Origin of the sequence: Kitasatospora sp. NBC_01250, assembly GCF_036226465.1 — a bacterium.
Classification (GTDB): domain Bacteria; phylum Actinomycetota; class Actinomycetes; order Streptomycetales; family Streptomycetaceae; genus Kitasatospora.
This window is the reverse complement of record NZ_CP108476.1, coordinates 4,451,073-4,473,359: the sequence shown is the minus strand read 5'-3', so window position 1 is coordinate 4,473,359 and position 22,287 is coordinate 4,451,073. Positions and strand designations below refer to the sequence as shown.

Sequence of the window (22,287 nt, the reverse complement as noted above, 5' to 3'; positions counted from 1 at the left end):
CCGGACCCACCGGGATCAATCGATTTCACCCCAGGTCGGCGTTCATGTAATGTTGTCTCCGCACCGCCCCGCAGGCCAGTCCGGCAGGGCGAGCGCTCATAGCTCAACGGATAGAGCACTTGACTACGGATCAAGAGGTTGCAGGTTCGAATCCTGCTGAGCGCACCGCGAAGACGAGGCCCCAGGCTCCGGCAGGGGGCCTCGTCGCTTGCGAAGTGCGCGACGGTCAAGCCGGTGCCATGCATCGGGTAGGCTGTCGGAGTACACCGCAGGGGAGTTCCGATTCCCCTGAGGGCGCTCATAGCTCAACGGATAGAGCACTTGACTACGGATCAAGAGGTTGCAGGTTCGAATCCTGCTGAGCGCACCACCTGATCGAAGGCCCCTCCTCGGAGGGGCCTTCGTCGTTGTGGGCCGCTGCGGCTGACCGGGTGGTTCCCGGGGGTACCGCGTGGGTGGCGAGGGTGACGGGGCGTTAGATCGTGATTCCTTTTTGTCACATCGTGTGCACAGGAGGGTCTCATGCCCGGGAGATCGCCACGGAACAGCCGCCCCGGCCGTCCCCACCGGCACCGGAGTGCTCCGCCGGCCCGCCGCCGCAGCGTGGTGGTCGCGGCGGCCCTGGCGTTCGGGCTCACCGTCGGGTGGCTGCCGACCGCATCGCAGGCCCAGCAGTCGCCGGACTCCTGGGCCGGTGACCAGCGCGCCGTGCTGCGCTCCGGTCTGACCGTCGACCTGGACTTCGCCGCCGACCCCGGTGTCACCGCGTACCCGGCCGCCGGGCGGCTGGACGAGCGCACCGCGGCGTCCTACGTCGACGGGGTCCGCCCCGGTGCGCCCGCCGAGACCGTCCGGTTCGGCCAGGACCGTCCCGAGGCGGACGGCGCCTGGCGCACCCTCGGCACGCTGCAGCTCAGCTTCTCCCGCCCGGTGCGCAACCCCAGGCTGCACGTCAGCGGCCTGGCCGGGGTCGCGAGCGGACCGGGCGGCCGGACCAGCTCCGCCATCCGGCTGAGCGTCACCGGCGGCAGCCCCGGTGGCCCGGCGCTCACCGGCCGCTCGCCCTGGAACGGCTGGACGGTGGGCGGCGGCGTGCTCGGCCCCGGCACCGCCGACGGATCGGGCGACGCGAGCGCCGACCCGGCCGGCAGCCTCGAACTCGACGGCACCTTCGACACCGCGGTCCTGCGGGTCGACCGGCGCGACACCGCCGACCCCGGCAGCACCACCGCACCCCCGGACCTGCGCCAGGCGTTCACGGTCACCCTGGACGAGACGCTGGGCAGCGCGCCGACCCGGTACGGCAACGCCTCGCACGTGGTCTCCGACCTCTTCCTCGGCAGCGACGCGCTGAGCGCGGCGCCCGCGGCCCCCCTCGCCCAGCGCGGCGGCGGGCTCGAACCGGCGCCGCCCGAGCTCCAGCCGGGCCGGGTCGACCACGTCGCCAACGACCCCGCGATCAGCTTCCCGCAGGACGCGGCGATCGGTGGCTACTACGACCTGACGGTGCCGGTCAGCCCCGGGCCGAGCGGTGCGACACTGGCCGGCTGGATCGACTTCGACGGCGACGGCCGGTTCGACGCCACCGAGCGGGCCCAGGTCGAGGTCCAGCCCGGGGCGAGCAGCGCCACCCTGGAGTGGATCGTGCCGCCGGACGTGGCCGCCGGTGACACCTGGGCCCGGCTGCGGATCGCCCGTGACCCGGCCCAGGTGGTGGCGGCCGACGGCTTCGCGGACGCCGGCGAGGTCGAGGACCAGGCGATCCGGCTCTCGGTGGGCGCGGCCACGCCCGAGATCACCAGCCCGCTGCCGGGCGCGACGGTCAGCGAGGTGCGACCGCGGTTCGCCGGCGACCGCGGCGTGCCGGGCGCCACCGTGGCCGTCCAGGAGGACGGGGCGACGCTCTGCCAGGCCACCGTGGACGAGGACGGCGGCTGGAGCTGCCGGGCCGCCGGCGCGCTCGCCCCGGGTGCGCACACCGTGCGGCCGGCCGAGACCACCAGCGGCGGCGTGCTGCGGACCGGCGACCCGGTGCGGATCACCGTGAACACCACGCCGCCCACCGCCCCGGTCTTCACACTGCCCGGGTACACCAACGACCCGGGGCTGCTGCTGACCGGCACGGGCGGGCCGGGCAGCACCGTCTCCGTGACGGAGGGGAGCCCGGCCGCCGAACTGTGCCGCACGGCGGTGAAGGCGGACCGGAGCTGGTCCTGCCTGCCGGTGGAGGAACTGGCCGAGGGGCCGCACCTGCTGACGGCCACCGCGGTTGACCCGGCCGGCAACCGCGCCGCGGGGCACCCGACCACGCTGATCGTGCGCACCGTGCCGCCGGCCAAGCCGGTGATCAGCTCCCCGGGGCCCGGCGAGGTGCTGCACCTGGTCCGTCCGCGTCTGACGGGCCGGGGCGAGACCGGTACGACGGTGACGGTGCTGGCCGGGCGGGACGGCGCGCTCTGCTCGGCGGTCGCGGCGGTGGACGGGAGCTGGGCCTGCAACGCGCTGCGGGACCTGCGCGAGGGCGAGCAGCTGCTGACGCCGACCGCGACGGACCGGGCGGGCAACACGACGACGGGTGACCCGGTGCGGGTGCGGGTGGTGAACGCGGCGGCAGTGGCCGCGACACCGGGGGTGGTCACCCCGAGCGCGAGCGCGGGTGCGGGTGTGACCACGGGGGCGGGGGCAGGCGCCAGCGCGGGTGCGAGCACCAGCGCGGGTGCCGCTGCGAGTGCGAGTGCGAGCGCCGGCCCGAGTGCGAGCGCCACACCTCAGAAGTCGGCCTCGCCGACTTCCGCGCCCAGCCCCGCCGCCGCCTCCGGCAGCGGCCTGCTCGCCCCGCCGCCCGCTGCCGAGCCGCCCGCCGCCCGGCACACCGCGCTCAGCAGCTGGCGGGCGGCGAGCTGCGGGGTGCTGCTGATCCTCGCCGGGATGACCTTGATCACCAGACGGGTGCTGGCCCGCGGGCCGGGCAGCCGGCGCCGCTGACGGGGGTGCCCGACCTCGGCCGACGGAGTGTCAGGAAAAACCGACACGCCATCGGCCAAATGTCGCATTTGCTGACTTATGTACTTAACCTGACTCCGCGTGACACATCGAGCCTGAGGAATCCTGCATGGACGCCCCCCGCGACCCCGCCCGCCGCACCCTCGCCGGGGCGACCCCACTGCTGAAGAAGAGAGCCACGGTCGGCCCCCCGGCGGAGCCCGCGACCGAGGCGCTGCCGCTGCCGCTCCCGGCGCCGGCCGCTCCGGCCCAGGTCCCACCGCCGGCCGACCGTCCACAGCTTGTGGACAGCCGCGCCGAGATCGCCGCCCGTCGTCCCCCGAAGGCGGACCCGGAGCTGCGCGAGCGGGAGGCGCTCGCGCTGCCGGGGTGGGTGGCGCTGGCCGCCCTGTTGCTGGCGCTGGTCTCGATCGCGCTGGTGCTGGCGCAGGCGGGGCTGATCCCGCACTTCGCCGACGAGCTGCCCGACCTGCGCAGCGAGGCCGTCCAGGAGACCGGCGGGCCGGTGGTGACCGGGTGGGCCCTTTCGGCCGTGACGGTCGGCGCCGCCGTCGCGCTGTACGCGCTGGCGGGGCTGCTGGCCAACGCGGGCGGCGAGACCAGGGTGCTCAGCCGCTGGGGCCGCTACCGGGGAACGGTGCGCCGCACCGGGCTGCTCTGGGTCAACCCGCTGCTGCGCCGCCGCCGGGTGGACGTCCGGCTGCGGCACTGGCGCAGCGAGGCGGTCCAGGTGACGGACCGTACGGGGACCCCGATCGTGGTCCGGCTGCTGGTGGTCTGGCGGATCAAGGACACGGCGCGCGCGGTGTTCGCGGTCGGCGACCACGAGGAGTACCTGCGCGAGCAGATCCACGCCGTGCTCACCCGCACCGCGAGCACGCTGCCCTGCGACAGCGACGCGGCACCGGGACCGGCGCTGCGCGACGGCCAGTGGTTCGCCGACGAGCTCAGCCGCGCGCTGGCCGCCGAGGCCGCTCCGGCCGGTCTGGAGGTCTACTCGGCGCAGCCGCTCGCCCTGGAGTACGCGCCGGAGGTGGCCGACTCGATGCGCCGTCGCCGGCTGGCCGAGCTCGATGCGGGGCTGCGCACGGTGCTGGTGGACGACGCGGTGGAGGCCGCGGCCCTCGCGGTGCGGCGCCTGGAGCGGGCCACCACCCATGAGCTGGACGTGGCGGCGCGCAGCGCCCTGATGGAGCAGCTCCTGGTGGCGTTCGTAGCCCCGGCCGGTGTGCCGAGCGGGCTGCCCGCCACCGTCCCGGCGCCGGCCGGCGCCGGCGCGCTGACGAAGAACGGCAAGGCCGGCCAGGAAGGAAAGCGCGCATGAGGATAGCCACCGACCCGGCTCTGATCCGCTTCGACGAGCAACTCGGCGAGGTGCCGGCGGCGGTGCGGTGCGGATGCCCGCCCTGCACCGCCGCGTCGGGTTCGCGGGAGCTGCTGCGCCGCAGCCGCGCCGCCGCCCGGGCGGGCCGAATACCGCAGCTGGGTCTGACGGTCCGGGGGGCCTGCCTGGCCACCAGCGTCCTCGCCGGGGCCGGCGTGCTGGGGCTCGGCGCGGCGGCCGGGACGGCCAGCGCGGAGCCGGCGCCGAGCGGCCCGGGGTGGGACGGCTCGAAGTACTGGTTCAAGAACGCGGCGGGGGAGTGGCGCTACACCCGCCACTACGACGTCTATCTGAGCCGCACCGGCGGTGGCGGTTCCGGCGGTTCCGGCGGTGGCGCCGGTGCGGATGCCGACGGGATGCGTCAGGGGTGGGACGGGTCGGTGTACTGGTTCAAGAACGCTGCGGGGGAGTGGCGCTACACCAGTCACTACGACGTCTATCTGAGCCGCACCGGCGGCGGCGACGGGACCGGCGGCCCGGCCACGCCGACCGGCACGCCCAGCACCCCCGCGAGCAGCACCGCCGGCACCGAGCCCGCCGTCGCCTACGCGCTCGCCCAGCTCGGCAAGCCCTATGTCTGGGGCGGCAACGGCCCGGCCGGCTACGACTGCTCGGGCCTGGTGCAGCAGGCCTACCGCCGCGCGGGGATCGAGCTGCCCCGGGTGGCCGACGACCAGTACGCGGCCACCACCCCGATCAGCTCGGGCCAGCTGCGGCGCGGCGACCTGATCTTCTGGTCGGACAGCGGCCGTCCCTCGGGCATCCACCACGTCGCGATCTACCTGGGCGACGGGAGCTACGTCGAGGCCCCGCGTCCGGGCAAGAAGGTGCGCGTCTCGACCCTCAACGCCGGCTACTACCCGACGCAGATGGGCCGCCCCTCCTGAGCGGCGCCCGGCGGCCGTCGTCGTCCACAGGCGGTGGACAACGACGGCCGCGCGGGGCTCAGGCGGAGGCGGCGTCCAGCAGGTCCAGCTCCTCGGTGGTCAGCTGCAGGGTGGTGGCGGCCAGCAGCGGGGCGAGCTGCTCGACGGTGCGGGCGCTGGCGATGGGCGCGGCGACGGTGGGCTGGGCGGTGAGCCAGGCCATCGCGATGGTGGCGGGCTCGACCTGGTGGGCGGCGGCGACGGTGTCCACCGCGGTGAGCACCCGCACGGCGCGCGGGTCCGCCAGGTAGCGGGCGGCGCCCTCGGCCCGGGCACTGGGCACGCTCGGGCCGCCCGGGCGGTACTTGCCGGTGAGGAAGCCGGCCGCCAACGCGAAGTACGGGACGGCGGAGAGGCCGTGCTCGGCCACCACGGCGGCCAGCTCGCCCTCGTAGGTGCCGCGGGAGACCAGGTTGTAGTGCGGCTGGACGGCGACGTACGCGGCCAGGCCCTCCTGCTCGGAGAAGGCGAGCGAGGCGGCCAGGCGTTCGGCACTGAGGTTGGAGGCCGCGATCTCCCGGACCTTGCCCTCCCGCACCAGCTCGTCCAGCGCGCCGATGATCTCGGCGACCGGGACCTCGGGGTCGTCGCGGTGGGTGTAGAGCAGGTCGATCCGCTCGATGCCGAGCCGGCGCAGCGAGGCCTCGGTGGCCGAGCGGATGTTCGCGGCGCTCAGGCCCAGTGCCTCGGGGTGCTGGCCGACCTTGGTGGCCACCAGGATCTGCTCGCGGTTGCCGCGCGAGCGCAGCCAGTTGCCGAGGACGGTCTCGGACTCGCCGCCCTGGTTGCCCGGCGCCCAGGCCGAGTAGAAGTCGGCGGTGTCGACGAAGTTGCCGCCGGCCGCCGCGTAGGCGTCCAGCACGGCGAAGGACTGGGCCTCGTCCGCGGTCCAGCCGAAGACGTTGCCGCCGAGCGAGAACGGGAAGACGGTCAGCGAGGAGCGGCCGAGCGGGACGGCGGCGGCTGTCTGGGGAAAGTCGGTCATGCCCGTGGACAACGAGCGGTGGGCGGCGGCCATTCCGGGGCGAGCGCCGTGCCGGGCGGGCGACGCGCTCGGCCGGCAGGGGTCCGGACTGTGCTGGGTGGGGCCGGATTGGTTAGAGTCCCATGCCATGGCTGAGAACTATGAAGACCCTGCCGGCAGCACCCAGATGTTCCGGGCTTTTGTGGAGACGCCGGCGGCCCAGGCCCCCAGCAACGTCTCCGTGCACCGCAGCGGCGGTGGCCGTAACGGCGTGATCGTCCTGGGGGCGATCGTGGCGCTCGTGGTGGTCGTCGCGGTGGTCTGGCTCGCCGTCAAGTGACGTGACCGACCCGGTTCGCTCAGGTCGCGTGGCGCAGCAAGGCCGTCAGCACGGCTGGCGCCACGCGTCCAGTTCCAGGTGCTTCTCCATCGAGCTGAACCGCAGCCGGTTCGACTGCGCGCAGAACTGACTGGTCGGCACGCTGTACTCGACGTGCAGCACCGCCTTGTCCTGCTGGATGAACGGCGTCAGTTCGTCGCACTCCTGGTACTGCGCGCACTGCTCGTCGATGGCGAAGTCGAAGGAGTCGACGAGCTGGGGCACCTGGTCGACGTCGTTCTTCAACGCCACGCCGAGGCCCAGGCCGTGGGCCAGTTGGGCGACCATCTTGTTGTAGGCGATCTGGTCGTCGGCGGTGACCGGGAAGCCCGAGTTGTTCTGGTAGGCGTCCAGCAGGTCGGGTTCGATGGCGTCGAAGCCCTTGTCCTTGCACATCTGGAAGCGCTTGGCGAGCAGCGGGCGCAGCACGTCGATCTGGCGGATGTCGAACCAGTTCTCGCCCTTCCAGCCGTCGCCCGAGCCGCGCACCGAGCTGGGGAAGGCGGCGGCGTCGGGGCGGAAGCTCTCCCAGGCGCCCGCGTTGACGTAGCAGATCACCTTGCGGCCCTTGGCGTGCAGCGAGGCGACCACGGATGCGTCGTTCTCGAAGCCGTCGATGTCGTACACCGGGACGTCGACGGACTGGTCGACGGTGCCGCTGAGTTGCCACTGCCAGGGGGTGCCGGGGGTCGGGTGCCAGTAGGCCTGGCCCGTGCCGCCGGTGGAGCCGGACGGCGTGGGGGACGCCGGACCCGACGGTGACGCCGAGCCGGACGGTGACGCCGAGCCCGGACCGGAGGCGCCGGCGGAGGGCGGGCCCGAAGCGGCCGGCGATCCGGTGGCGGACGGGAGAGCCGACGGAGACGATGGTGAACTCGCGCCCCCGCTGGGAGAGTTGGCCGCCGAGGTGGCCGGACCCGGCTCCGGCTGGTCGGAGTCGTCACCGCCGTCGCTGGCGCAGGCGCTCACCAGCATCGCGGTGGTCAGGGTCAGGGCCGCCAGCAGGGCGGTGCTACGACGGGTCACAGTGGGCACTCCGAGGGCTTCGGCGTCGACGGTGGAGTGGCGGGGTTCCCCGTGGCGGCGGGTGGTGCGGTGGTGCGTGGTCCGACGACGGCGAACGGCCGGGCCGGTGGCGCGAGCCCGTGCGGCAGCGTCGCCCAGGGGTTGTCGCCGCTCCCGGACACCGTGCAGCCGACGCCGGCCCGGCGGGAGGCGATCAGCGCGCCCGCCGCCTCGGCGGCCTCGGCGGGGACCTGGTAGACCAGGTGGCAGAACCGCTCGGCCGGATGGTGTCCGGTCCACAGCGGCAGCGCCAAGGCGTCGTACTCCGTCCAGCTGCCCTCGAAGGTGACCAGCAGATCACCCAACTCGGGTTCGGCGAAGGAGGGTTCGGGGTGCACGCCGTGTCCGAGGACGATCGTCGTGCAGCCGGCCGCGCGGGCCGCGGTGGCGAGTCTGCGGTAGTGCGCCAGGGCTGCCGGGTGGCCGGCGGCCTGGTCGAAGTAGACCCCGCTGGTGGCGTACCACTGACGGAAGGTCAGCAGGTCGGCCACTACCTCGCCGTGCGGGCGCGCGCCGTAGGCGGTGTCCACGTAGCCGAGCAGCGGGATGCCGGCCTCGGTCAGGTCGGCCGCCGCCTGTTCGAAGGCGGGGTCGGGGGCCGGCCCCGGCCCGTCCGCGATGTTGAGCACGACGGCGCGCACGGTGTCGGGGCCGGCAGCCGCGACCGCCTGCCAGGCCGCCGGGTCCACCGCGGGGTGGACGTACAGCGGCACCAGCAGGCGGGCGGCGGGAGTGCTGGTCATCGGCTGCCGGCCACCAACTGGTCGGCGCTGCCCGGACCGGGCGCCGGGGCCGGGCCCCGGACGTCCGACCACAGGTCGCGCAAGCTCTGCTCCAGCGGGATCCGGGGCCGCCAGTCGAGTGCACGTTCGGCGGCGCCGATGTCGGCCTGGTGCCAGGAGACGGTGGCCGAGCGGGCCGAGCCGGCACCGCTCTCCTCGATCCGGCCGGTGAAGCCGGCCGCCGCGACCAGCCCGTCGGCGATCGCCCGCACCGGGCGGGCCCGGCCACCGGCGATGTTGAGGATCCGGGGCAGCGGTGCGGTGGCCAGTACGGCGGCCACCACGGCGGCGGCGACATCGCGGGCGTCCACGAAGTCACGGTACGCGGACAGGTCGCCGACCGTCACCACGCCGCCCGGGTCGGCCGCGAGTTCGGCGGCCAGCCGGCCGGGCAGCGAGGCGGCGGGGGAGCCGGGGCCGACCGGGTTGAAGATCCGCAGCACCACCGCGTCCAGTGCGGACCCGGTCACCGCCAGGGTGCCGGCCAGCTTGGTCACGCCGTAGATCCCGGTGGGGCTCGGCTGGTCCGTTTCGGCCAGCGAGGTGCCGTCCCGGCCCGGACCGTACTCGCCGCCCGACCCGAGGTGGATCAACCTGGCGGTGGGGCAGCTGAGTTCGAGGGCCTCGGCGAGGACCGCCGGACCCCGGGCGTTGACCTCGCTCTGGTGGCGGGCGCTGCCGGACACCGCCCCGGCGCAGTTGACCACCACGGAGGGGGCGAGCTCGGCCAGATCGGCTGCCAGTGACTCGACCTGACTATTCGTCAGATCAAGGCGCAGATCGTGGTCGGGCCGGCGTCCCGCGGTGGCCAGTTCGGCTGCGGGCAGCGCCCGCAGCGCGGTGGCGGCGTGCCGGCCGAGGAAGCCGTTGCCGCCGAGCAGCAGGATCCTCACGCGGCCCGCCCTTCGGCGCCGACCCGGGCCGGTTCGGCCGCGGGCACCGACTCGACACCGGGCGGCGTCTGGAGCGGCAGCTCGGGCAACTGCTCGCCCAGCGCCCGCTCGGTGCGGTCGTCGCGCAGCAGCAGCGAGCGGCGGGCGGCGAACTCGGCGTTCGCCCGGTCGTAGTCGTCCGGCCGGCCGATGTCCAGCCAGTAACCGTTGAACTCGTAGGCGGCCGGCGGGGTCTGGGCGGCCAGCAGGTCGAGGACCAGCTCGTCGAAGCCGAGCGGGAGTCCGGGGGTGTAGTTGGACAGCGCGGTCCGCGAGACGCCGTAGACGCCCATCGAGACGCGGTAGTCCATGCTCGGCTTCTCGCGGAAGGCGGTGATGCTGCCCTGCTCGGTGGTCAGCACGCCGAAGTCGATCTTCACCTCGCGGGCGTAGGTCGCGATGGTCAGCGGTGCGCCGGCCTCCTCGTGGTGCCGCAGCACCCCGGCGAAGTCCAGGTCGGTGAGGATGTCGCCGTTCATCACCAGGAAGTTCTCGGGCAGCCGGTCGAGCATGGTGAGCAGCGGGCCCATGGTGCCGAGCGGGGTGTCCTCGACGGCGTAGCCGACCCGCAGGCCCCACTGCGAGCCGTTGCCGACGTAGGCGCGGATGATGTGCCCCAGGTGCCCGATGGCGAGGGTCACGGTCGTGAAGCCGGCGGCGGCCAGCTGCCGCATCACGATTTCCAGAATGGCGTGCTGGTCGCCGATCGGCACCAGCGGCTTGGGCAGGGCGGTGGTGTAGGGCCGAAGCCGAACGCCCTTGCCCCCGGCCAGAATCACTGCGTGCATGGTGGTCTCCCCCAGGAAGTCGAGGTGGACGTGCTCAGACGAGTCGACGTGGACGGGTTCAGACGTTGTAGATGTCGGTCTTGTAGCGGGCCAGGTTGGCCGGGTCGCGGAAGAACGCGATGGTCTTCTCCAGGCCCGCCTGCAGGGAGTGCGCGGGCGCCCAGCCGGTGGCGGCGCGCAGCCGGCTCGCGTCGGCGACCAGGCGCATCACCTCGGAGTTGGCCGGCCGCAGCCGCTGGGTGTCCTCCCGGACCGTCAGCTCGACCTCCATCAGCTTGCCGACCAGGGTGACCAGGTCGCCGACCGAGATCTCGCCGCCGGTACCGGCGTTGAAGGTGCGCCCGACCACGGCCTCGGCCGACGCGGTGCCCACCGCGTGGAACGCGGCGGCGGTGTCCTTGACGAACAGGAAGTCGCGGGTGGGGCGCAGGTCGCCCAGGGTGATCTCGCGGGCCCCGGCGGCGATCTGGGCGATCACGGTGGGGATCACCGCGCGCATCGACTGGCGCGGTCCGAAGGTGTTGAACGGCCGCAGGGTCACCACCTGGGTGTCGAAGCTGGCGTGGTAGGCGTCCGCGAGCCGGTCACCGCCCGCCTTCGAGGCCGAGTACGGGGACTGGGTGTTGATCGGGTGGTCCTCGGTGATCGGTACGGTCTGCGCGGTTCCGTAGGTCTCGCTGGTGGAGGTGTGCACCATCCGCGGGATGTCCAGGTGGCGCACCGCCTCCAGCACGTTGAGGGTGCCGTTGACGTTGGTGTCGATGTAGGAGTGCGGAGCCTGGTACGAGTACGGGATGGCGATCAGCGCGGCCAGGTGGTACACCGCCTCGGTGCCCTTGACCAGGCCGGTCACCGATCCGGGGTCGCGGACGTCACCGAGCACGATCTCCACGGAGTCCAACACGTCCGCGTCCAGGGTCTCCAGCCAGCCGAAGGAGGAGAAGGAGTTGTACTGGACCATGGCCTTCACCCGGTGCCCGTGGGCGACCAGGTGCTCGACCAGGTGCGAGCCGATGAAACCCTCGGCCCCGGTGACTGCGACAGTGTTCATCTGGGAGAACTGCCCTCTCTGAGTGGTGGGATGGCGCATTGGCGGTGCTGGTGCAGCGGTGCTGTTCAGCGGTGCCGGGTGGTGCGGCCGAGGACGATCACGGCCAGCGGTATCAGCAGCACGGCGGCTGCTCCGCAGCCGTACAACTGGAGTTCCTGCGGGTCGCCGCCGCTCAGCAGGGCGAGGACCTCGTACCCGGCCGCCGCGAGGCAGAGGCCGGCGGTGCGCCAGGCGACCGAGAGGGCCTGCAGCAGCAGCGCCGTCCACAGGGCGGCGGCGAGCAGCAGCAGGTCGGTCAGCTGGGTCGTACCGATCGGGGGTGTGTGCGCCCACAGCGCGTCGGCGCCCAGGGCCAGTGCGGTCACGAAGGCCAGGTAGCCGAGCAGGCAGCAGGCGAGCACCAGCGCGGTGCGCCGGCGGAAGGCGGCGGGGCTGGCGCTGGTGCGCAGCGCTGCGGTGGCCAGGCTGCGGTAGCGGTAGAGCAGCCACTCGGCCAGGCCCAGGCTCAGGGTGAGCGCCACCAGGCAGGGCCCGGTGGCCGAGGGCGCCGGCGCTGGGCCGGCGGGCCGGAGCGCGTGGTGCAGGGTGGGACCCAGCCCGGCGAGCATGGTCAGCGTGCCGACCGCCAGGCCGAACAGCCCGGCGGAGCCGGTGAGGTGCCAGGCCGGACCGCTGCGCCGGCCGCCGCCGGGCTGCGCCAGGCAGAGCCGCAGCTGCCGGCCGGCCAGGCCGAGCGTGCCGGCCAGGGTGGCGAGCAGGATCGCCACCCTGACCCAGGTGGGCAGCCGGACCTCCAGGACCACCACGGCGCCGACGGTGGAGGGGGCCAGCGCGGCCAGCAGCAGCCGCTCCTTGCCGAGCACCAGCAGCGCGGTCGCCGCACCCAGGTAGCCGGACTGCCCGATGGTGAAGAGCAGCGCGGCCAGCGGCCCGCCCAGTACCCAGCCGGTGCCCGCCGCGAGTGCGGCACCGACCGGCGCGCCCAGTGCCAGCGCCCGGGCGGCCGAGCGGCGCTCGCCCAGGCTCAGCCAGCCGTAGGCGCGGTACGCCAGTGCCTGGTTGAAGGCCCAGCTGAGCAGCGTGGCGGCGGCGAGCGCGGCCATGCCCGAGGGCAGGCCGAAGCGCAGCCGGTGGGTGCTGAAGAAGTCGGCGCCGAGCAGGTAGCCGAGACCGGGCAGCGCGAAGACCAGGCCGCGCACCAGGCAGCGCCACGGATCGGCCCGCCAGGGGTCGGCGCTGGCCGGCGCCGGTCCCGGGTAGCGGCGGGCGACCTTGTCGAACAGGTCCTCGGCCAGGGTGAAGGAGTCGGGACGGCCGTAGACCAGCGCGGCCTGCTCGTCGGTCAGACCGTCCGACTCCAGGAACGCGGCGATCTCGTACGGGTGGACCGCGTCGGCGCACAACTCGGCGAGCCGCTCGGCGAGTTCGTCCAGCGGGTCGGGCGAGACATCGGGGCGCGGCTGGTCGGCGGGGCGGCGGCGCGGCAGGGTGCGCAGCCGCATCGTCTCCTCGGCCCAGCCCGGGGTCCCCTCATCGGGGACAAGCCTCAGGGGGCCACTCATGCGTCCACCTCGCTGCGCTCGGCAGCCACGGAGCGGAACACGCCGCCCTGCACGGTGAACTCGCTTCGCTCGTTCACGCCGCACCCTCCGCGGCCGGCTGGAGCTTGGCCGACTGCCCGGCCGCGCCCAGCAGTTCGGTGTAGATGCCGCGGAAGCCGTCGATCGTCTGTCTGAGGGTGAACTGCTCGACCACTCTCACCCGGGCGCCGGCGCCCATGGTCGCGCGCAGCTGCGGGTCGCGCAGCAGGGTCAGCGCGGCCCGCGCCATCGGCTCCGGCTCGCGCGGCGGCACCACCAGTCCGGTGTCGCCCACCGCCTCGCGCACCCCGCCGACGTCGGTGGAGACCGTGGCCCGGCCCGAGGACATCGCCTCGATCAGGGTGAACGGGAAGCCCTCGCTGATGCTGCTGAGCATCACGATGCTGCCGGCCGCGTAGGCGTCCTTGATCTCCTCGACCCGGCCCTCGAAGACCACCGAGTCGCCCAGCCCGAGGTCGGCCGCGAGCTTGATGCAGCCGTCCCGGTAGCCCTCGGCGCCCCGTGCGGTGCCGCCGAACAGGCGCAGCCGGGCCTCCGGTATCTCGGCCCTGACCAGGGCGAAGCAGCGGATGAGGGTCTCCAGGTCCTTGATCGGGTCGACCCGCCCGGCCCAGCTCATGGTGGGCAGCTCGGGCTCGGGCCCGGCGGCGGGGAAGAGGTCGGGGTCCACGCCGTTGTAGACGGTGCGGATGTTGGCCGAGGGGGTGCCGCCGCGCTCCTCCCAGCGCCGGTTGTAGCGGTTGCCCGGGGTGACCAGGGCCGCACGCGCGTAGCTCTCCTCGGCGAGCATCCGGTAGAAGCCGAGCAGCAGCGCCTTGACCGGCCAGCGGTAGGGGCCGGTCCGGTAGCCGAGGTAACGTTCCCTCAAGTAGATGCCGTGCTCGGTGAGCAGGAACGGCACGTTGTGCTGCTGGGCGGCGATCAGTCCGGGCAGGGCGGCCAGCCCCCCGCTGACCGCGTGCGCCACCCCCTGGCTGGGCACCGCCACGGACAGCGGGCGCAGCGCGTGCTCCAGCAGGTCGGTGGCGTGCAGGGCGTCGTGCAGGCTCGGTTCGGCCTCGGCGGTCGGCAGGTAGGGCCGGCGCCAGACCTCCTGCAGGGTGCGCAGCGCCCCTTCACTGCGCAGCGCCGGGCCGAGCAGGCCGCGCCGGGCGAAGTCGGCGAAGCCGTACAGCTCGGTGCCGAAGTGCGTGGCGTAGACCGGGTCGAGGATCGAGTGCAGGAACCGCTCGTAGGCGTCCAGGAACCGGCGCAGCTCGCGTCCGCGCGGTGCCTTCCCAGGAGCGGGCGGGCCCCAGAGCGGGGCGGTGGTGACGGAGCGGACCCACGGGGGCAGCTCCCACGCCAGGGCCTCGCTGCCGGTGCCGGTCACCGCGATGACGTCGAACTCCACGTCGGGCATGCCCTGGACGAGCTGGTCGCACCAGACGCTGACGCCGCCGTGCGCGTGCGGATACGTCCCCTCGGTGAGCAAGGTGACACGCATCTTGCTTCCCTTCCCCCCAAATCGGCTGCGCCCGGTGGCGGCCGGGCGCGGCACTGGTACGGGCTCGCGCGGGGTCGCCGCGGAGCCCGTACCGCCGCGTTGTGGTGCCGGTGGTACGCGTGGTGCTGGTCGTACTGACTTACCTGTGGTGCTGACTTACCTGTGGCGCTGACTCACCAGTGGTGCTGAACTCACCTGTGGTGCTTCTCGCCGCCTACTTGCTGCTGGCCGGAACCAGCGACGGCGACTTGGTGCGCTGGGTGTCGCCCGGCGCGACCGGAACGGCCTTGGCCGTGCCGGCCGGCACCGTGGTCTTCGGCGCCTTGGCGGTCTTCTGCGCCGCGGTGGCGGCAGCGGCGACGGTGGCGGCCGGCGCCTTGACCGAGCTCGGGGTCGCCGCGGCGGCCAGCTGGAGCGTCACGGAGCCCTGGAAGGCGCCCGGGGCGACCCAGCCGGAGAGCGTGCCGGCGTAGGCGGTGCCGAAGGCCGAGCTGCCGAGCAGCTGCTGCTGCGTGGTGCCGGTCGGCATGGTGGCCTCGACCTGCACCCCGGCGGGCGCCTGCACGGTGACCGTGTTGCCGATCCGGTAGGCGGTCACCTTTCCGGCCGCGACCGCCGCGTTCCAGGCGGAACGCTTCTGCAGCTCGGTGCCGATCTGGCTCTCCCGCATGTTCACCATGGGGGTGTTGGCCGCGTAGAGGCTCTTGTACGTGTCGAGGATCGAGTTGAGCACCGGGTAGGCGATCTGGTCCTCGGCGAAGTTGGACTGGTGGATGAAGTTCGGCCGCGGGTCGTTGTTCGTCACGTAGCCGAGGTCGATCTTGGTCTGCATCGGCACGATGTACGAGGCGTAGCCGGTGGTGGTGTCCAGCGGGGCCGGCAGGCAGGTGGAGTTGCCCGAGGTCTCGCAGATGCCGCTGCCGCCCTGGGCCTTGCTGGTGTAGATCCAGTTGTACTCGTCCACCTCCTCGTTGGTGTGGCCCGCGTTGTAGAACACGTTCATCGGGTACCGCGGCACGGTCAGCGTGGAGGAGCCCACCGCGCGCTGGTTCGGCTCGCGGGAGGCGTCCGAGGCGGTCCACTTGATGCCGTCGGCGGCCAGCGCGGGGGCGAGGTTCGGGTTGTCGGTGGGCTGCTGGGGCAGCGTCACCAGGCCGGAGTGCTCACCGGTGATCAGCTCGGTCGGGTCGGTCGGCAGGCCCTGCTGCTTGGCCCAGGCGGTGTTCTCCTGGACCTCGTTCTGGATGGTGGCCTGGTCGACCCAGACGTCGCTGCCGCCGGCGTCGGTGGTGCACTGCCACGGCACCACGGTGACGTTCTGGACGCAGCCGAGGAACGGGTGGTCCCAGGTGTGGTTGATGAACCGGAACGAGCCGGAGTTCGCCTTGAAGGCGTTCAGCAGCGGGTCGGTGGTGGTGTTGTTGTCCTGCTCCCAGTCCGACACGCCGCCGCCGTTGAAGGCGAAGTCGACCGTGAAGTTGTTCGCCTTCTCCCACGCCACCAGGGTGTTGACGTCGGAGGGGGTCATCCGGATCGGGTCGGTGTCGGTGTTGTCGCTGCCCGGCGGGCAGGTGACGTCACCCGGGGTGCACTTGAGCGTGGTGTTCCAGCGGTCGTCGGAGAGGAAGAGGTCGTCCACGTGGACCGCGAAGTAGTTGCGGTCGTAGCCGAGGTGGACGCCCTGGGTCAGCCAGTCCACGAAGCCGCGGGCCAGCAGCCGGTACTGCTGCTGGTACTGGTTGTAGACGAAGGTGACCACCAGCTCCTTGCGGCTGTCGTGGTCGTACTCGCCGACCAGCGAGCCGCGCGCGGTGCTGCCCGGGATCGGGGCGTCCACCAGCGGGGTGAACGAGGCGCCGGCGGGCAGCGTCGCCAGCGGGGTGGCCAGGTAGCCGTAGCTGGTCGAGACGCCCGGCTGGGGCTGCTCGAACGGGACGCTGCCGCTGAGGTAGTCGAAGGGGCCGGTCAGGCCGGCCTGGGTGACCGCCCCCTGGGTGCCGTCCAACGAGCCGATGTAGCCCGGGTTCTGGGCCCAGTTCAGGCCGACGTTGGGGTTGGCGTAGGTGTAGGCGTCGATCTGGCGGATGCCGAAGGTCGCCTCGTAGGAGGCGAGCGCGGTCATCTCGGTCGAACCCGTGCCGAAGGGGTTCTCGTTGGGCAGTACGACGCCCTGGAACTTCGCCCGCGGGGCACCGTTCACGGTGTCGCTGAGGAAGGCCGGGGTGATCGTCGGACGGTTGGGGTCCGACAGCTTCACCACGGTGTACGGGGTGCCTTCACTGGCCAGTTCGGCGGTGATCGCGGCGGTGGCGGGACCGCCGTCGTCGACCACCAGCACGGTCAGGTCGATTCGGTTCTGCGGTGCGGCGAAGGCAGTGGTGGTCTGCAGCCCTGCGGCCAGCAGACCGGCTGCCGCGCAGGCGGCAGCACGACGGGTCGCTCGACCCATGTTCGGTGTTCCTCCCTGAGAAGGGTGGACTGCCCCCGCGTCCACCCCTGTGACCTTGAACAACCCCCAGCGCCGGGGACGGTCGACCGTGCTCGGCGCTGCGGACCATCGTGCGGCAGAACTACCGGCTTTTTACGCCGATTGAGTGAGAGTGCAGCGAATCTGTCAGAGACGTTCACTTCCGAGCCACGTTGGTCACCCGTTAGTCGTTAAGGTGGCTTTAAGGTGGCAGAAAACGATCAGATCATGACAATTTTCGTTTTATGAAGATGTCTCACCTGTCGGAATATGTCGTATACGGCCACCGGCCGGGTGCTCCCGGCTGATCGGAAGGGCCGCCGGCTTCGTACCCTTGGTCGAACCAGGACCGTCAGCAGCGCAGGAGGAACCCGTGACCGAGCAGCCCGAGCGGACCGGTACCGCCGCCGAGGAGTTGGCCGCGCGCAGCCTGGGCCTGGCGGGCGCGGTCAACGCCCGTGACCTCGGTGGCTACCGCACCGTCGACGGGCGGGTGCTGCGCAGCGGCGTCGCGCTGCGCAGCGACGGGCTGAACCGGCTCGCCGAGCAGGACCAGGCGGTCTTCGCCGGGCTCGGCGTGCGCCACGTGGTCGACCTGCGCAGCCTGGACGAGGTCCGCGAGGCCGGCCCGGACCGGGTGCCCGGCCTGCCGGTGGCCGACATCACGGCCGTGGAGCTGTCCGCCGAGCCGCTCAGCGTCAGCGCCGCGGACCCGGACGGCATCACCCTGCACCACCTGCCGATCTTCGCCGCCGACTTCGACATCTACGTCGCGCTGCGCGACGCGCTGGCCGACCGCGACCCGGTCAAGCAGCACGCGCTGCTCGGCGAGGGGCGGGCCGCGCAGATCATGGTCGGCCTCTACCGCTGGTTCGTCACCGATCCGGTGGCCCGGGAGCGGTTCGCCGCCACGCTGCGGCTGCTGGCCGGCCCCGACAGCCCGCCGGTGCTCTTCCACTGCACCGCGGGCAAGGACCGCACCGGCTGGACCGCCGCGCTGCTGCTCACCGCGCTCGGCGTCGACCGGGAGACGGTCTACGAGGACTACCTGCTGACCAACGTGCGCTCCGCCGCGATCGTCGAGCACATCGTGGACAGCTTCGGCACCCGCGGCCTGATGGCGGACCCCTCGCTGCTGCTGCCGATGTTCACCGCCCACCGCGATTACCTGGACGCCGCCTTCGCCGAGGTCGAGTCCGGCTGGGCGGGCTTCCAGGAGTTCTGGCAGCAGGGTCTGGGCCTGGACGAGGCGGTGCTGGCCGGGCTGCGCAAGAACCTGCTCGGCGACGAAGGCCGATGACCCTCGGGCGCTCGCGCCGGCCCCCGCCGGTCTCGCGCCGGCCCTCGGTCTCGCGCTAGCTGTTCTGACCCGTGAGGTTGGGGACGCGGCTGGCGGGTGGCTTGCCTGCGAGTGCGGTGTGTCCGCGGTGGTGATTGTAGGTGTGGAGCCAGGCGGGGTAGGCGTCGCGTCGTTCCTGCTCGGTGCGGTAGGGCCTTGCGTAGGCCCACTCGTCGAGCAGGGTGCGGTTGAAGCGTTCGACCTTGCCGTTGGTCTGCGGGCGGTAGGGCCGGGTTCGTTTGTGGGTGATCCCGGCGGCGGCGAGGACGTCGCGCCAGGGGTGGGACTTGTAGCAGGAGCCGTTGTCGGTCAGCACGCGCTTCACGGTGATCCCGGCCCGGGCGAAGAACTCGTTCGCCCGGGTCCAGAACGCTGCGGCGGTGTCCTTGCGTTCGTCGGGCAGGATCTCGCTGTAGGCCAGGCGGGAGTGGTCGTCGACGGCGTTGTGGAGGTAGCTGTATCCGGCTGCGGAGCGGTTCTTGCGGCCGGCCTGGCGGCCCAGGGTTTTGTGGCCGCCGCCGTCGGGGATGTTGCCGAGCTTCTTGATGTCGACGTGGACCAACTCGCCCGGCGCGCTGTGTTCGTAGCGTCGGATCGGCCGGCTTGTGGCGCGGTCCAGGTGGGCCAGGCGGGCGAGGCGGTAGCGGGTCAGGACCCGGTGCACGGTGGCCGGGTTGAGTCGCAGGAGGTAGGCGATGCGGGCCGGGCCCCAGCGCCGCAGGACGCGGACCTTGATGATCCGCCGCTCGGTGCGGGTCGGGGTCCGGCGGGGGCTGTGGTGGGGTCGGCTGGACCTGTCGGTCATGCCGGCCTCGCCCAGTGCGCGGTAGCGGTCGGCCCAGCGCTTGGCCGTGGTCGGTGAGACCTGGAAGCGTTCGGCGGCCCGGCGCAGGGGCCAGCCGTCCTCGACCACGCAGCGGGCCAGGCGCAGGCGTCCGGTCTCGGTCAGGGGTGCGTTACGGTGTGGCATGAGGGCCTTTCTGAAGTCGGTGCAGATGTCGCAATCCACACCGAGCCAGAAGGCCCTCACTCATTTCAAGATCACCACGCCGTGAGCTCTGTCACCAACCTCCGTGGTCAGTACAGCTAGCCCTCGCTGGTGAGACCCTCGCGCAGCTGCGTGAGGGTCTTGGTCAGCAGCCGGGAGACGTGCATCTGCGAGATGCCGATCTCCTCGCCGATCTGCGACTGGGTCAGGTTGCCGAAGAAGCGCAGCATGATGATCCGCCGCTCCCGGGGTGGCAGCTTGGCCAGCAGCGGCTTGAGCGACTCGCGGTACTCCACGCCCTCCAGCGCGAGGTCCTCGTAGCCCAGGCGCTCGGCCAGCGGCCCGTCGCCGTCCTCCTCGCCGGGGGTGGAGTCCAGCGAGCTCGCGGTGTAGGCGTTGCCGACGGCCAGGCCCTCGACCACGTCCTCCTCGCTGACCCCCAGGCACACCGCCAGCTCGGCCACGGTGGGGGAGCGGTCCAGGCGCTGGGCCAGCTCGTCGCCCGCCTTGGTCAGCGCCAGGCGCAGCTCCTGCAGTCGTCTCGGCACCCGCACCGACCAGCTGGTGTCCCGGAAGAAGCGCTTGATCTCGCCGACCACGGTGGGCATCGCGAAGGTGGGGAACTCCACCCCGCGGTCCGGGTCGAACCGGTCGATCGCCTTGATCAGGCCGATCGTGCCGACCTGGACGATGTCCTCCATCGGCTCGTTGCGGCTGCGGAAGCGGGCGGAGGCGTAGCGCACCAGCGGCAGGTTGAGCTCGATCAGGGTGTCGCGGACGTACGCGTGCTCGGCGCTGTCGGCCGGCAGGGTGGCCAGGCGCCGGAAGAGCGAACGGGACAGGGTGCGGGTGTCCAGGCCGGGCGCTGTCGCCGCCGCTGCCGCCGCCGCTCCGGACTGCGGTGCCGGCGCGGCGTCCGGTGCCGCCAGTTCGGCCGGTGCGGGCGCGGCCTGGTGCGGCAGCTGCGCCGACGGCTGCGGAGCGTGCTCGGCAACCGCCGTACCACCGTGGATCTCTGTGCTGCCCAGCTCTGCGGACATGCACCCACCCCCTCGTGACTGGTCCAACGGGAGCCTCCGCTCGGCGGTTCCCGGTGCGTGCCGAATGATCGGCACCCCCCACCGCTTGCTTTACCGGAACAACGCCCCCGGCAAACCCCGGCATCGCGAGTTGTCACGCCGCGGTAACGCGCAGCAACCCGCGGCCGGGCTCACTCCTCCCAGGAGTTGCCGGTGCGCAGCCTGGTGAGGATGCGCGCCAGGAGACGGGAGACGTGCATCTGGGACATGCCGAGTTCGGTGGAGATCTGGGACTGCGTCAGGTTGGCGAAGAAGCGCAGTATGACGATCCGCCGCTCCCGCTCGGGCAGTTGCACCAGCAGGTGGCGCACCATGTCGCGGTGTTCCACGTCGGTCAGCGCGGAGTCCTCGTAGCCGAGCCGGTCGAGCAGGGCCAGGCCGCCCTCGTGCTCCTGGGCCGCTTCCAGCGAGGCGGCGTTGTAGGCCCGCCCGGCGTCCAGGCAGGCTCGCACGTCCTCCTCGGGGATGCGCAGGTTGGCGGCGATCTCCGGGACCTTCGGGGTGCGGCCGTGGGTGACCGTCAGCTCCTCCATGGCGCCGCTGACCTGGACCCAGAGCTCCTGGAGGCGGCGCGGGACGTGCATGGTGCGCACGTTGTCGCGGAAGTAGCGCTTGATCTCGCCGAGGATGGTGGGCAGCGCGTAGGTGGGGAACTGCACGCCGCGGCTGGGGTCGAACCGGTCGATGGCGTTGATCAGGCCGATGGTGCCGACCTGGACCACGTCCTCCATCGGCTCGTTGCGGCTGCGGAAGCGGGTGGCGGCGTAGCGCACCAGCGGGATGTTGACCTCGATCAGCGCGGCCCGCACCTGCTCGCGCTCGGGGGCCTGGGCGGGCAGCTCGGCCAACCGCTCGAAGAGCACCCGGGTCAGGGTGCGCACGTCGATCGGGCCGCTCCCGCCGAACGGTTCGACCGGCTCGGGAAGCTCGGGCGGCGTGGCGGGCGTGGCGGGCGCGGCGGGCGCGGCGGGCGCGGCGGGCTCGGGGAGCTCGGTCGACCGGGACGGCTCCGGCGGGTCGCTGGGCGGGTCGGACTCGGGGCGCGACTTCGCGCCGGGTCCGTCCGTGCCGGTGTCCGGCGTGTCGTCCTGGATCCGCACGGACGTGTCACCCTCCCTTGGTTCACCACCTCGACCTGCCCGGCAAAATCGGTCATAGCATCACAAGACGGACGCCATCCGTTCAAGCACCCGCCTGATGCGTGTTGGTGGTCCGGGGCCGGCAACGACGCGGCCCCCCGCGCCGCGACGGGCTCGTCGTGAGCCGTCGGGATGCGGGGGGCCATTGGGTCGTACGGATACGACCGAACTGGCGGCGGGTCGGTCAGACCTCGAAGTCCGCGACCACCAGGGTGGCGATCTGCCGCCACAGCTGAGCGGCTGCGACATGCTCCGGATGGGTGGCGTAGGCCTGCAGCGCGGCCTGGTCGGCGACCAGGCTGTTGATCGCGAAGTCGTAGGCGACGTCGCGCGGGCTCACGTTCCAGCCGGTCTGCCACTCGAGCAGCTCGGGGATCTGCTGGTCGAGCCCCACGAAGGCCTTGGCGGCGGCGAGCGCGCGCTCGTCGTCCTTGGCGATGCCGTCATTGAGCTTGAACAGGACCAGGTGGCGGATCACCGGGCACTCCTATCTGTCGTCGGGGCGGGTCGGCGTGGTCGTCCGGGCGTGGTCGTCCGGGCGTGGCTATTTGATCAGGCCGGTCATGAAGGCCCCGATCGACCCGGCAGCGTCCGAGATCCCGACGAACCCCGACTGGACGAGCTCGGCCGCGCGGGCGGGCGAGTGGATGATCGTGTACACCACGAAAATCAGCAGCAGATACATGCCGATCTTCCTTGCCTGTGCCATCGGAACCGCCCACCTCCGCCGTCTGCTCCAGCCCCGCGCCGGGCCGTCCCCCGGCCGGGCGTCAGGTCCCCGATCTGACGCGGGGTCCGATGCGCAGCTTATCCACCGGATGGCGCAACAGGTGTGCAACGCGTTCACTCTGCGGGACGAAGGTCCCTGGCGCTGAGGTCCTTGTGCGGATGCCCGGCGCCCGGCCGCGCGGCAG

Annotated in this window: 18 protein-coding genes, 2 tRNA genes and 1 pseudogene; 7 read left to right on the top strand and 14 right to left on the bottom strand. The window is 72.7% G+C overall.

Translation table 11 applies throughout. The features are described from left to right. Positions 1-92: 92 nt before the first annotated feature. The 5 genes from OG500_RS18555 to OG500_RS18535 all read left to right on the top strand — a co-directional run bounded on the left by OG500_RS18555 (position 93) and on the right by OG500_RS18535 (position 5,274). Positions 93-165, top strand: a tRNA-Arg gene (locus OG500_RS18555). Positions 166-294: 129 nt separating this feature from the next. Further along, positions 295-370 (top strand) — tRNA-Arg (locus OG500_RS18550). A gap of 152 nt (positions 371-522) precedes the next feature. Further along, entirely contained in the window at positions 523-2,985 is a 2,463-nt protein-coding gene (locus OG500_RS18545; protein WP_329581660.1) for an Ig-like domain-containing protein, read from the top strand. Positions 2,986-3,112: 127 nt separating this feature from the next. Continuing rightward, a complete protein-coding gene (locus OG500_RS18540) occupies positions 3,113-4,327 on the top strand; it encodes an SPFH domain-containing protein (RefSeq protein WP_329581658.1) in 1,215 nt (404 codons plus the stop codon). Then, positions 4,324-5,274, top strand: coding sequence for a C40 family peptidase (locus OG500_RS18535; RefSeq protein ID WP_329581655.1), 951 nt, complete (start codon positions 4,324-4,326; stop codon positions 5,272-5,274). The genes OG500_RS18540 and OG500_RS18535 overlap by 4 nt, the downstream gene beginning before the upstream one ends. Positions 5,275-5,332: 58 nt before the next feature. Here OG500_RS18535 and OG500_RS18530 read toward each other — a convergent pair whose 3' ends face one another. Then, a complete protein-coding gene (locus OG500_RS18530) occupies positions 5,333-6,298 on the bottom strand; it encodes an aldo/keto reductase (protein ID WP_329581652.1) in 966 nt (321 codons plus the stop codon). A gap of 127 nt (positions 6,299-6,425) precedes the next feature. On the opposite strand from OG500_RS18530, the gene OG500_RS18525 reads away from it, so the two are divergent. Beyond that, the gene (locus OG500_RS18525) at positions 6,426-6,617 is read left to right on the top strand and encodes a hypothetical protein (RefSeq protein WP_327067785.1); all 192 of its coding nucleotides are present in this window, start codon (positions 6,426-6,428) and stop codon (positions 6,615-6,617) included. Positions 6,618-6,662: 45 nt separating this feature from the next. On the opposite strand, the gene OG500_RS18520 is transcribed toward OG500_RS18525, so the two are convergent. The 8 genes and pseudogenes from OG500_RS18520 to OG500_RS18485 all read right to left on the bottom strand — a co-directional run bounded on the left by OG500_RS18520 (position 6,663) and on the right by OG500_RS18485 (position 16,810). Further along, the gene (locus OG500_RS18520) at positions 6,663-7,682 is read right to left on the bottom strand and encodes an endo alpha-1,4 polygalactosaminidase (RefSeq protein WP_327067784.1); all 1,020 of its coding nucleotides are present in this window, start codon (positions 7,680-7,682) and stop codon (positions 6,663-6,665) included. Further along, the gene (locus tag OG500_RS18515; protein ID WP_327067783.1) at positions 7,679-8,464 is read right to left on the bottom strand and encodes a spherulation-specific family 4 protein; all 786 of its coding nucleotides are present in this window, start codon (positions 8,462-8,464) and stop codon (positions 7,679-7,681) included. Before OG500_RS18515 ends, OG500_RS18520 begins: the two co-directional genes overlap by 4 nt. Next, the gene (locus tag OG500_RS18510; RefSeq protein ID WP_327067782.1) at positions 8,461-9,396 is read right to left on the bottom strand and encodes an NAD-dependent epimerase/dehydratase family protein; all 936 of its coding nucleotides are present in this window, start codon (positions 9,394-9,396) and stop codon (positions 8,461-8,463) included. Before OG500_RS18510 ends, OG500_RS18515 begins: the two co-directional genes overlap by 4 nt. A 122-nt stretch (positions 9,397-9,518) precedes the next feature. Next, positions 9,519-10,223 (bottom strand): annotated as a pseudogene (locus OG500_RS18505) (nucleotidyltransferase family protein); the annotation flags it as partial. Between the two features lie 58 nt (positions 10,224-10,281). Next, positions 10,282-11,274, bottom strand: coding sequence for an SDR family NAD(P)-dependent oxidoreductase (locus OG500_RS18500; RefSeq protein ID WP_327067781.1), 993 nt, complete (start codon positions 11,272-11,274; stop codon positions 10,282-10,284). Positions 11,275-11,339: 65 nt separating this feature from the next. After that, the gene (locus OG500_RS18495) at positions 11,340-12,836 is read right to left on the bottom strand and encodes a hypothetical protein (protein ID WP_329581648.1); all 1,497 of its coding nucleotides are present in this window, start codon (positions 12,834-12,836) and stop codon (positions 11,340-11,342) included. Between the two features lie 73 nt (positions 12,837-12,909). After that, a complete protein-coding gene (pelF, locus tag OG500_RS18490; RefSeq protein ID WP_327067779.1) occupies positions 12,910-14,361 on the bottom strand; it encodes a GT4 family glycosyltransferase PelF in 1,452 nt (483 codons plus the stop codon). A 214-nt stretch (positions 14,362-14,575) separates the two neighbouring features. Next, positions 14,576-16,810, bottom strand: coding sequence for a hypothetical protein (locus OG500_RS18485; protein ID WP_327067778.1), 2,235 nt, complete (start codon positions 16,808-16,810; stop codon positions 14,576-14,578). A gap of 391 nt (positions 16,811-17,201) precedes the next feature. Here OG500_RS18485 and OG500_RS18480 point away from each other — a divergent pair, with 391 nt between their 5' ends. Next, the gene (locus tag OG500_RS18480; RefSeq protein ID WP_327067777.1) at positions 17,202-18,128 is read left to right on the top strand and encodes a tyrosine-protein phosphatase; all 927 of its coding nucleotides are present in this window, start codon (positions 17,202-17,204) and stop codon (positions 18,126-18,128) included. 55 nt (positions 18,129-18,183) lie between these two features. Here the strand turns inward: OG500_RS18480 and OG500_RS18475 are convergent, their stop codons facing one another. The 5 genes from OG500_RS18475 to OG500_RS18455 all read right to left on the bottom strand — a co-directional run bounded on the left by OG500_RS18475 (position 18,184) and on the right by OG500_RS18455 (position 22,058). Further along, positions 18,184-19,137, bottom strand: coding sequence for an IS481 family transposase (locus OG500_RS18475; protein ID WP_329581644.1), 954 nt, complete (start codon positions 19,135-19,137; stop codon positions 18,184-18,186). Positions 19,138-19,253: 116 nt separating this feature from the next. Further along, positions 19,254-20,195, bottom strand: a complete 942-nt coding sequence (locus OG500_RS18470; protein WP_329581642.1) for an RNA polymerase sigma factor SigF — start codon at positions 20,193-20,195, stop codon at positions 19,254-19,256. Positions 20,196-20,365: 170 nt separating this feature from the next. Then, positions 20,366-21,328, bottom strand: a complete 963-nt coding sequence (locus tag OG500_RS18465; RefSeq protein ID WP_442907141.1) for an RNA polymerase sigma factor SigF — start codon at positions 21,326-21,328, stop codon at positions 20,366-20,368. 229 nt (positions 21,329-21,557) lie between these two features. Further along, on the bottom strand, positions 21,558-21,851 hold the full coding sequence (locus OG500_RS18460) for a Dabb family protein (protein WP_327067774.1): 294 nt from the start codon (positions 21,849-21,851) through the stop codon (positions 21,558-21,560). A 66-nt stretch (positions 21,852-21,917) separates the two neighbouring features. Beyond that, positions 21,918-22,058: a hypothetical protein gene (locus OG500_RS18455; RefSeq protein WP_327071820.1), complete on the bottom strand. Its 141-nt coding sequence runs from the start codon at positions 22,056-22,058 to the stop codon at positions 21,918-21,920. Positions 22,059-22,287 lie beyond the last annotated feature (229 nt).

Coding starts and splice junctions, on each gene's coding strand:
- OG500_RS18545 (WP_329581660.1), top strand. CDS start 523: ATGCCCGGGAGATCGCCACGGAACAGCCGCCCCGGCCGTCCCCACCGG.
- OG500_RS18540 (WP_329581658.1), top strand. CDS start 3,113: ATGGACGCCCCCCGCGACCCCGCCCGCCGCACCCTCGCCGGGGCGACC.
- OG500_RS18535 (WP_329581655.1), top strand. CDS start 4,324: ATGAGGATAGCCACCGACCCGGCTCTGATCCGCTTCGACGAGCAACTC.
- OG500_RS18530 (WP_329581652.1), bottom strand. CDS start 6,298: ATGACCGACTTTCCCCAGACAGCCGCCGCCGTCCCGCTCGGCCGCTCC.
- OG500_RS18525 (WP_327067785.1), top strand. CDS start 6,426: ATGGCTGAGAACTATGAAGACCCTGCCGGCAGCACCCAGATGTTCCGG.
- OG500_RS18515 (WP_327067783.1), bottom strand. CDS start 8,464: ATGACCAGCACTCCCGCCGCCCGCCTGCTGGTGCCGCTGTACGTCCAC.
- OG500_RS18500 (WP_327067781.1), bottom strand. CDS start 11,274: ATGAACACTGTCGCAGTCACCGGGGCCGAGGGTTTCATCGGCTCGCAC.
- OG500_RS18495 (WP_329581648.1), bottom strand. CDS start 12,836: ATGAGTGGCCCCCTGAGGCTTGTCCCCGATGAGGGGACCCCGGGCTGG.
- pelF (WP_327067779.1), bottom strand. CDS start 14,361: ATGCGTGTCACCTTGCTCACCGAGGGGACGTATCCGCACGCGCACGGC.
- OG500_RS18485 (WP_327067778.1), bottom strand. CDS start 16,810: ATGGGTCGAGCGACCCGTCGTGCTGCCGCCTGCGCGGCAGCCGGTCTG.
- OG500_RS18475 (WP_329581644.1), bottom strand. CDS start 19,137: ATGCCACACCGTAACGCACCCCTGACCGAGACCGGACGCCTGCGCCTG.
- OG500_RS18470 (WP_329581642.1), bottom strand. CDS start 20,195: ATGTCCGCAGAGCTGGGCAGCACAGAGATCCACGGTGGTACGGCGGTT.
- OG500_RS18455 (WP_327071820.1), bottom strand. CDS start 22,058: ATGTATCTGCTGCTGATTTTCGTGGTGTACACGATCATCCACTCGCCC.